A 7,031-nucleotide genomic window follows, 5' to 3' on the forward strand; every position below is an offset into this window, starting at 1 on the left:
CGGGGCCGCGCCCGCATCGCCGCCCGCTTCGGCGCGTGCCGGGCGGCCCACAACGCCCTCCACGGCGGCTCGCCCCTCGCGCTGGGGTCGAGTGTGGAGACGCGCGGGGTGTGCTGCATCGGACCGATCCCGATTCCCTTCCGCTGCGGGTAAGGCTCCCGGCCATCCGGCCGATGCCCGCCCGGACGCAGGCTGTCAGGCTGGGGCGAATGTTCACCCTCACCCTGCGCGAGCGTCAGCCTGCCGACTTCCCCACCCTCCACCGCTGGCTGCACGCCGAGCCGGACCCGGAGTGGAAACGGTGGGACGCGCCTTACTTCCACTCTGCCCGTCCCGCCTCTCCCCTGTCGCTGGCCGAGTTCAGCGAACGGGCGCAGGCCGAACCGCCCTCGCCCCACCGCCGGGTCATCGCGCTGGATGGCGAGTGCATCGGCATGGTGACCCGCATGGAGGAGGCCCCGGCGGGCGGCGGCTGGTGGGACCTCGGCGTGCTGCTCTACGACCCGGCCCACTGGGGCGGCGGGCTGGGAACGCGGGCGCTGGACCTGTGGACGGACGCGACCTTCCGCGAGACGGACGCGCATGTCCTCACGCTAACCACCTGGGGCGGCAACGAGCGCATGATCCGGGCCGCCGCGCGGGTGGGCTACCGCGAGTGCGGGCGGGTGCCGGAGGCGCGGGTGTGGGCGGGGCGGCGCTGGGACAGCGTGCGGCTGGGGCGGCGGCGGGGGTGGGAGACTGGAAGGCATGAACGTGTCCATTCGCCCGGCCCAGACCTTTGACGCGGCCTTTGCCGCCCCGCTGATTCAGGAGGCCACCCGGCGGGTGGGCCAGCACCTGACAGGCACCACGAACGACGAGGACGCCGCGCACGTCATCGCGGAGTTCTTCGTGGGCCGGGGCAACCGCCTGAGCTTCACGCACGCGCTGATCGCGGAGGGCGGGGGCCGTCCCCTGGGGGTCGCCGTGCTGTATCCCGGCGAGTTCGCCGAGGCCCTCGACCACCCCTTCCGCGAGCACCGCCGCCTGCTGGGGCTGGACCCCGCCATTCCCACCGAGGCGCGGGCGGGCGAGCTGTACCTCGACACCCTCGCCACGGTCGCCGAGGCGCGGGGGCGGGGGGTGGGCACGGCGTTGCTCGGAGCCTGCGCGGAACGGGCACGGTTCCTCGGCCTCCCGCTGACCCTGCTGGTCGAGGACGGCAATCCGGCGGCGCGGCTCTACGCCCGCAGCGGCTTCGTGCCGGTGGGGCGGCAGGACCTCGCGGGGCACGCCTACACGCGCCTGGCCCGGCACCCGGACGCCGGATGACCCCCGACCCTATACTCCGCGCCGTGACCCCTGCCCCGGCTTCCCGCCTGGTCACGCTGCGCGACCGCCGAGCAGCCGACCTGCCCACCCTGACCCGCTGGCTCACCGACCCGGGGGCCGAGTGGCGGCGCTGGGACGCGCCCTACTTCCCGGCGGCGAGCACCACCCGCACGATGCGGGCGTATGCCGAGTCTCTCGCGGCCTCCTCCCCCGACGCCGACGAACAGGTCATCGACGTGGACGGCGTGGTGGTGGGCATGGTCAACCGCTCCGAGGAGGAGCCGCAGGGGGGCGGCTGGTGGGACCTCGGCATCCTGATCTACGACCCGGCGTACTGGGGGGGCGGCGTGGGCACCCGGGCCCTGGCCCTGTGGGTGCAGGACACCCTGGACTGGACCGACGCGCACGTGCTGACCGTGACCACCTGGGGCGGCAACCACCGCATGCTGCGCCTGGGTGCCCGGCTCGGCTTTCGCGAGTGCGCCCGCGTGCGGCAGGCGCGGCTGTGGGAGGGCGTGCGCCACGACAGCGTGCAGCTGGACCTGCTGCGGGGCGAGTGGCGCGGGCTGCCCCAGCCATGAGTCCCCGGCCATGACCAGGAAACAGCCCCGCCCCACCCGCGAGGCACCCCTGACGCCGCCCGGTTTCCTGGCGACCCAGGACCTCAAGGAACGCGGCTGGACGCCGGGCCTGATTCGCAAGTTCCTGGGCGAACACGACCTGACCCGCCCCAACGGCCTGAAGATGGGCCGCCGCCGCCTCCCGCCCGTCAAGCTCTACCGCGAGGAACGGGTGCTGGACGCCGAGCGCCAGGAGCCCTTTCTGGTCGGTCAGGCCCGCGCCGCCGACGCCCGCGCCCGCGCCGAACGCGCCCGCGAGGAAAGGGCCGCGAAACGGGCCGCCCTGCTGGACGCCGCCGCCGGAGGCTACCGGCCCGTCGTCCACCCCGAGCCGCTGCGCAAGGGCTCGGTCCGCAAGGCCCGCGAGCCGTACCTGCCGGGGCTGGAGGCCACCCTCTCGCGCCTGATGAACGAGATCGGCAAGGTCACCCCCCGCGAGGAAGCCGAACTCCGCGCCCGCCTGCTGGAGCGGCTGCACATGGCCCTCGCCGCCACCTATCCCTGGTACCCGGCCCCCCAGGAGAAGAAGCCCCCCAGCCGCGAGGCGAAACCCAGCGACTGGCGGGAGTGGGACTGGGACTGATACGGACTCCGATGGAATCGTTGACGAAGTGATTCCATCCGAGCGGAGGCGAGGAGGAGAAAGGGCGGGTTCCGGGAGAGGGATTTCCTTCCGGTGGTGTCCCGGAAGGAAAGGAATTGGACGGAATCCGTATGAGGGGCGGCCAGCTTCCAGCGGCCAGCCGCCAGCCAGCGACAAAAAAGCCCCAGCCGAAGCCGAGGCCTCCCGGTCGTGCGGACGACTTACTTCAGCGTCTCCACCGCCCGCCGCAGGATCGCGTCCCCGGCGAGGTCCACGGTCGCCTCGCCCTGCACGGCGGAGCGCACCGGGCGCTTGACCTCGGCGGTGTAGGTGAACTTGCCCTCCTTGTCGGCGGTGACGGTCACGGGCTTGCCCTCGACGGTCAGGGTGACCCTGGCGTTCGGGGTCAGGCCGCTGCCGCTGAAGTTGAAGGGGGTGGCGTTCAGGGTGTCGGCCACGGCCACGTCGGGCGTGATGCCCTTCTTGTGGATCTCGCGGCCCGAGGGCGTCAGCCACGCGCTGTTCACGATGGCGACCTTGCCGCCGTCCACGGTGTTCACCGGAATCTGCGCGACGCCCTTACCGAAGGTCTGCTCCCCGATCACGGTCGCCCGCTTCAGGTCCTGCAGGGCGCCCGCCACGACCTCGCTCGCGCTGGCGCTGTTCTTGTTCACCAGTACGACGAGCTTGCCCGTGTAATCGGTCGGTCGGTTGCTGGCGCGGCCATAGACCTGGGCACGGCCCGTGCGGTCCTTCAGGCTCACGATGGTGCCCGATCCCAGGAACTGGTCAGCCACGTCCACGCCCGCGTTGAGCAGGCCGCCGCCGTTGTTGCGCATGTCCAGAATCAGCTTCTGCACGCCCTTTTGCTTCATGGAGGCGACCGCCGCGCGGAACTGGTCACTGACCTTCTCGTTGTAGAAGGTGTTCAGGGCGATGTAGCCGATATTGCCGGGCAGGATGGTCTGCTCCACATCCACGATGGTGACCTTGCGGCGCTCCATCTTGACCGTGTAGGGCTTGCCGTTGCGGGCAAAAGTCACGTTGACGGTGCTGTTCACGGGACCGCGCACCAGCCGCACGATCTCGTTGAGCTTGGCGGTCATCACGTCGGTGTCCCCAATCTTGACGAACACGTCCCCGATCTGCACGCCGTTATCGGCAGCGGCCTGACCCTTGTACACATTCTCGATCTTGCCGCCCGTGCCGTCGGGGTTGGCAGCGGTCAGGGTCACGCCGATGCCGCCGAACTCGCCCTGAAGGTTCTGGGTGTCGATGGCGGTGTCGGCGGGTTCGGAGTAGTAGGTGAACTCGTCGTCGAGGCTGCCGAGCGCCCCGTTGATCGCGCCGCGCAGCACCTTTTCCTGGTCAATGGGGTAGAGGTACGAGCGCTGAAGTTCGCCCAGTACCTGGAGGAAGGCCCGGCCCGTCTCCGAGCGGGTGAGGTCGGCCTGGGTGTAGCCGCCGAGCTGCGCGTAGCCGACGGCGGCGGTCGCGGCGAGGGACCCCGCCACCAGCATCATGCGTTTCCGGTTCACCCGCGCAGGATAGTGCGCCGGGTGAAGGGGATTTGAGGGCGACCTCACCCACTGCCGCTTCCCGCCGCTGCTCTGCGCCCGGCCGGAGGCTGGGCTATGCTGGGCCGCGAGCATGACCAGCCTGTCTTCCTTTTCCCGTGGCCGCGTCCCCGGAGGCCCCGGCGCGTGATCGTCTTTCGCAACGTGAGTCTCGCGTACCCGGCGAGCGGGGCACTGGCCCTCGACGACCTCAATGTCCGGATTCACAAGGGCGAATTCGTGTACCTCGTGGGGCACTCCGGCGCAGGCAAGAGCAGCTTCATGAATCTGGTGCTCAAGCGGGCGCTGCCCAGCCGGGGCGAGGTGCAGGTCGCCGGGGAACCGCTCTCGCGCTACCGGGGCCGCCGCACCGCGCTGCTGCGCCGCCGCATCGGGACCGTCTTTCAGGACAACCTGCTGCTCGAGCACCTCAGCGCCTACGACAACGTGGCCTTTACCCTGCAGGTGACCGGCGTTCCAGGCCGCGAGTGGCCTGCCCGCGTGGGCACGGCGCTGCGGACGGTGGGGCTGGAGGGCCGCGCCGACGCCCGCCCGGTGCAGCTCTCGCAGGGCGAGCAGCAGCGGGTCGCCATCGCCCGCGCCATCGTCGCCGACCCGCCGCTGCTGCTGGCCGACGAACCCACCGGCAACCTCGACCCCGACCACGCCCGCGAGGTGCTGCGGGTGCTGCAACACGTCAACCTGCGCGGCACCACGGTGGTCCTCGCCACCCACGCCCGCGACCTCGTGGAGACCTTCCGCCACCGCACCCTGACCCTGCGCCAGGGGCGGCTGGTGCGCGACGACGCGGCCGGGGGATACGCGTTGTGAGCGGTGCTGGCGCAGTTCTGCCCCTCCCCCTTCAGGGGGGAGATCGGGTGGGGGTGACCGGGCCGGGCACCCCAAGGCCAGAAGAAGGGGACAGGCCACTCTTTCCCCCCCTCTGGAGGGTCCGGTGACCTACCACTTCCGTCAGGCCCTGCTCGCCATGCGCGGCAACCTCACCGCCACGCTGGGCACGCTGACCACCATGACGCTGACGCTGCTGATGCTGGGCGGGGTGCTGCTGCTCACGCTGAACGTCAACCGCACGCTGGAGGGCCTGGAGTCGCAGGTCGAGGTGGCGGCCTTTCTGGAAGGCGAGGCGGACGGGGCGGCGCTGCTGAGACAGGTCGAGGCCCTTCCCGGCGTGCGCGAGGCCCAACTGGTGCCCAGCGAGGCCGTGCTGGCGGAGATGACCCGCGACTATCCCTCCACCGCCGAGGCCGCGAAACTCGTCGGCAACCCCTTTCCCGACACGCTGCGGGTGCGGGTGGGCCGGGTGGAGGACTCGCGCCCGGTGGCCCAGGCGGTGGAGAGGCTGCCTGGCGTCGAGGACGTGGAATACGGGGCCGGGTACGTGGACCAGGCGGTGCGGACGCTGACCACCGTGCGGGCGGCGGGCTACGGACTGGTGGCGCTGCTGTTCGCGGGCACCCTGCTGAGCATCCTCAACGCCGTGCGGGTCGCCATGTACGCCCGCCGCCGGGAGATCAGCGTGATGCGGTTGCTGGGGGCCACGCGCGGCTTTATCCGCACCCCGCACGTGATCGAGGGTGTGCTGCTGGGCACCCTGTCCTCGGCGCTCGCGCTCGCGGTGCTGGCGCCCGGCTACCTCGCGCTGGCCGAGCGGGTGGCCGCGTTCGCGCCCGTCTTCCCGGTCGTGCGCGACCAGGGCACGCTGCTGCCGCTGCTGGGCGCGGTGGCGATGCTAGGCATCCTGACCGGGCTTGCCGGGAGCCTCTTTGCCACCCAGCGGTATCTGCGGGAGCTGGAGTGATACGCATTCCGTTTGTTTCGTGTACAAGTCGGGACAGCACCGGCTTGCCCACTTCACGACCGGAACGCGTTCCTTTCCTTCTCCCTCTGCTGCGCAGCTTTGCAAATCCGGTCGGATTTCCGGGTGTTCAGGGCACCCTTCAATCGGAATCCGTATGAGAAGAAACCCGCGCTGGCCGGTCCTCGTCCTGCTGTCGGCGGCGCTGCTGGCCGAGGCGCAGGAGACCAGCGAGCGCTTGCAGCAGCTTCAGCGCGAACTCTCGCAGCAGCGGCGGCTGGGTGCCGAGCAGGGCCGCGAGCTGGCGGAATTGCGGGGCAACATCGCCCGCCTGTCCGCGCAGGGCCGCGAGACGCTGGGGCGGCTGGAGACCCTGAGCACGCGGATCGCCGAGCTGGAAAACGAGGTGGCGGCCCTCGCCCGGCAGGTGCAGGGGGCCGAGCGCGAGCTGGCCGAGACGACAGCGGCGGGCAAGGTAACCCAGGCCCGCGTGACCCGCCTGCAGGCCGACCTGCGCGAGCTGCTGGACGCCCTCTACCGCGAGCGCAGCGGGCAGTACCTGCGGCTGCTGTCGCAGTCGGGCAGCCTCTCTGACCTGCTGATCCGGCTGCGCTACGCCAACCTCTCGGGCGAGCAGCACGTCGCGGTGCTGGAGACCCTGCGCGGTGAGGTCCGCACGCTGGAGACGCAGCGCGAGCGGCAGGCCGTCCAGAAAGCCACGCTCGAAGGGTTGCAGGCCCGGCAACTGGCCCGGCTGGAAGAACTGCGGGGCAGCCGCGCCGAGACGGGCCGCCTGCTGGCCGAGCTGCGCCGCGACGAGCAGGGCCAGCGTACCCTCGCCGCCCGCACCCGCGCCCAGCAGGCCGAAACCGCCCGCACCATCGACCAGCTGGTCGGCGCAGTGGTCAAGGAAAAGGCCCGGCTGGAGGCCGAACGCCTGCGGAAGCTGGAGGAAGAACGCCGCCGCCGCGAGGCCGAGCTGCGCCGCATCCGGGCAGAGCGCGAGCGGGCGAGGGTGGAAGCCGAGCGTCTGGCCCGCATCCGCGCCGAGCAGGAACGGCAGGCCCGGCTGGCCCGCGAACGCGCCGAGGCAGAAGCGAAGGCCAGGGCGGAGGCCGAGGCGAGAGCCAGGGCCAGGGCCGAGG

At 71.6% G+C, this 7,031-nt stretch carries 7 protein-coding genes and 1 pseudogene; 7 read left to right on the top strand and 1 reads right to left on the bottom strand.

The genetic code is table 11. From position 1 onward, the window contains the following. The first annotated feature begins 209 nt into the window (after nucleotides 1-209). The 4 genes from QOL99_RS13635 to QOL99_RS13650 are packed head-to-tail and all read left to right on the top strand — an operon-like array spanning nucleotide 210 to nucleotide 2,514. Nucleotides 210-782 carry a GNAT family N-acetyltransferase gene (locus QOL99_RS13635; protein WP_285524614.1) on the top strand — a complete coding sequence of 191 codons (573 nt, stop codon included), beginning with the start codon at nucleotides 210-212 and terminating at the stop codon, nucleotides 780-782. Further along, the gene (locus QOL99_RS13640; protein ID WP_285524615.1) at nucleotides 748-1,311 is read left to right on the top strand and encodes a GNAT family N-acetyltransferase; all 564 of its coding nucleotides are present in this window, start codon (nucleotides 748-750) and stop codon (nucleotides 1,309-1,311) included. Before QOL99_RS13635 ends, QOL99_RS13640 begins: the two co-directional genes overlap by 35 nt. Before the next feature lie 23 nt (nucleotides 1,312-1,334). Beyond that, a complete protein-coding gene (locus QOL99_RS13645; RefSeq protein ID WP_407650188.1) occupies nucleotides 1,335-1,892 on the top strand; it encodes a GNAT family N-acetyltransferase in 558 nt (185 codons plus the stop codon). A 10-nt stretch (nucleotides 1,893-1,902) separates the two neighbouring features. Then, on the top strand, nucleotides 1,903-2,514 hold the full coding sequence (locus QOL99_RS13650) for a hypothetical protein (RefSeq protein WP_285524617.1): 612 nt from the start codon (nucleotides 1,903-1,905) through the stop codon (nucleotides 2,512-2,514). Between the two features lie 221 nt (nucleotides 2,515-2,735). Here the strand turns inward: QOL99_RS13650 and QOL99_RS13655 are convergent, their stop codons facing one another. Further along, complete coding sequence (locus tag QOL99_RS13655; RefSeq protein WP_285524618.1) at nucleotides 2,736-4,052, bottom strand: S41 family peptidase; 1,317 nt, start codon at nucleotides 4,050-4,052, stop codon at nucleotides 2,736-2,738. A 165-nt stretch (nucleotides 4,053-4,217) separates the two neighbouring features. Between QOL99_RS13655 and ftsE the strand changes: the two genes are divergently transcribed. The 3 genes and pseudogenes from ftsE to QOL99_RS13670 all read left to right on the top strand — a co-directional run. After that, nucleotides 4,218-4,901: a cell division ATP-binding protein FtsE gene (gene ftsE, locus QOL99_RS13660; RefSeq protein WP_285524620.1), complete on the top strand. Its 684-nt coding sequence runs from the start codon at nucleotides 4,218-4,220 to the stop codon at nucleotides 4,899-4,901. A 124-nt stretch (nucleotides 4,902-5,025) separates the two neighbouring features. Continuing rightward, a complete protein-coding gene (locus QOL99_RS13665; RefSeq protein WP_285524621.1) occupies nucleotides 5,026-5,889 on the top strand; it encodes a cell division protein FtsX in 864 nt (287 codons plus the stop codon). 154 nt (nucleotides 5,890-6,043) lie between these two features. Then, a pseudogene (locus QOL99_RS13670) lies at nucleotides 6,044-7,031 on the top strand (peptidase M23); the annotation flags it as partial.

It is taken from the genome of Deinococcus rhizophilus, from assembly GCF_030271215.1.
Lineage (GTDB): Bacteria > Deinococcota > Deinococci > Deinococcales > Deinococcaceae > Deinococcus > Deinococcus rhizophilus.

Excerpts from the sequence above, each read along its gene's own strand:
- QOL99_RS13650 (WP_285524617.1), top strand. The coding sequence starts at position 1,903 with ATGACCAGGAAACAGCCCCGCCCCACCCGCGAGGCACCCCTGACGCCG.
- QOL99_RS13640 (WP_285524615.1), top strand. The coding sequence starts at position 748 with ATGAACGTGTCCATTCGCCCGGCCCAGACCTTTGACGCGGCCTTTGCC.
- QOL99_RS13635 (WP_285524614.1), top strand. The coding sequence starts at position 210 with ATGTTCACCCTCACCCTGCGCGAGCGTCAGCCTGCCGACTTCCCCACC.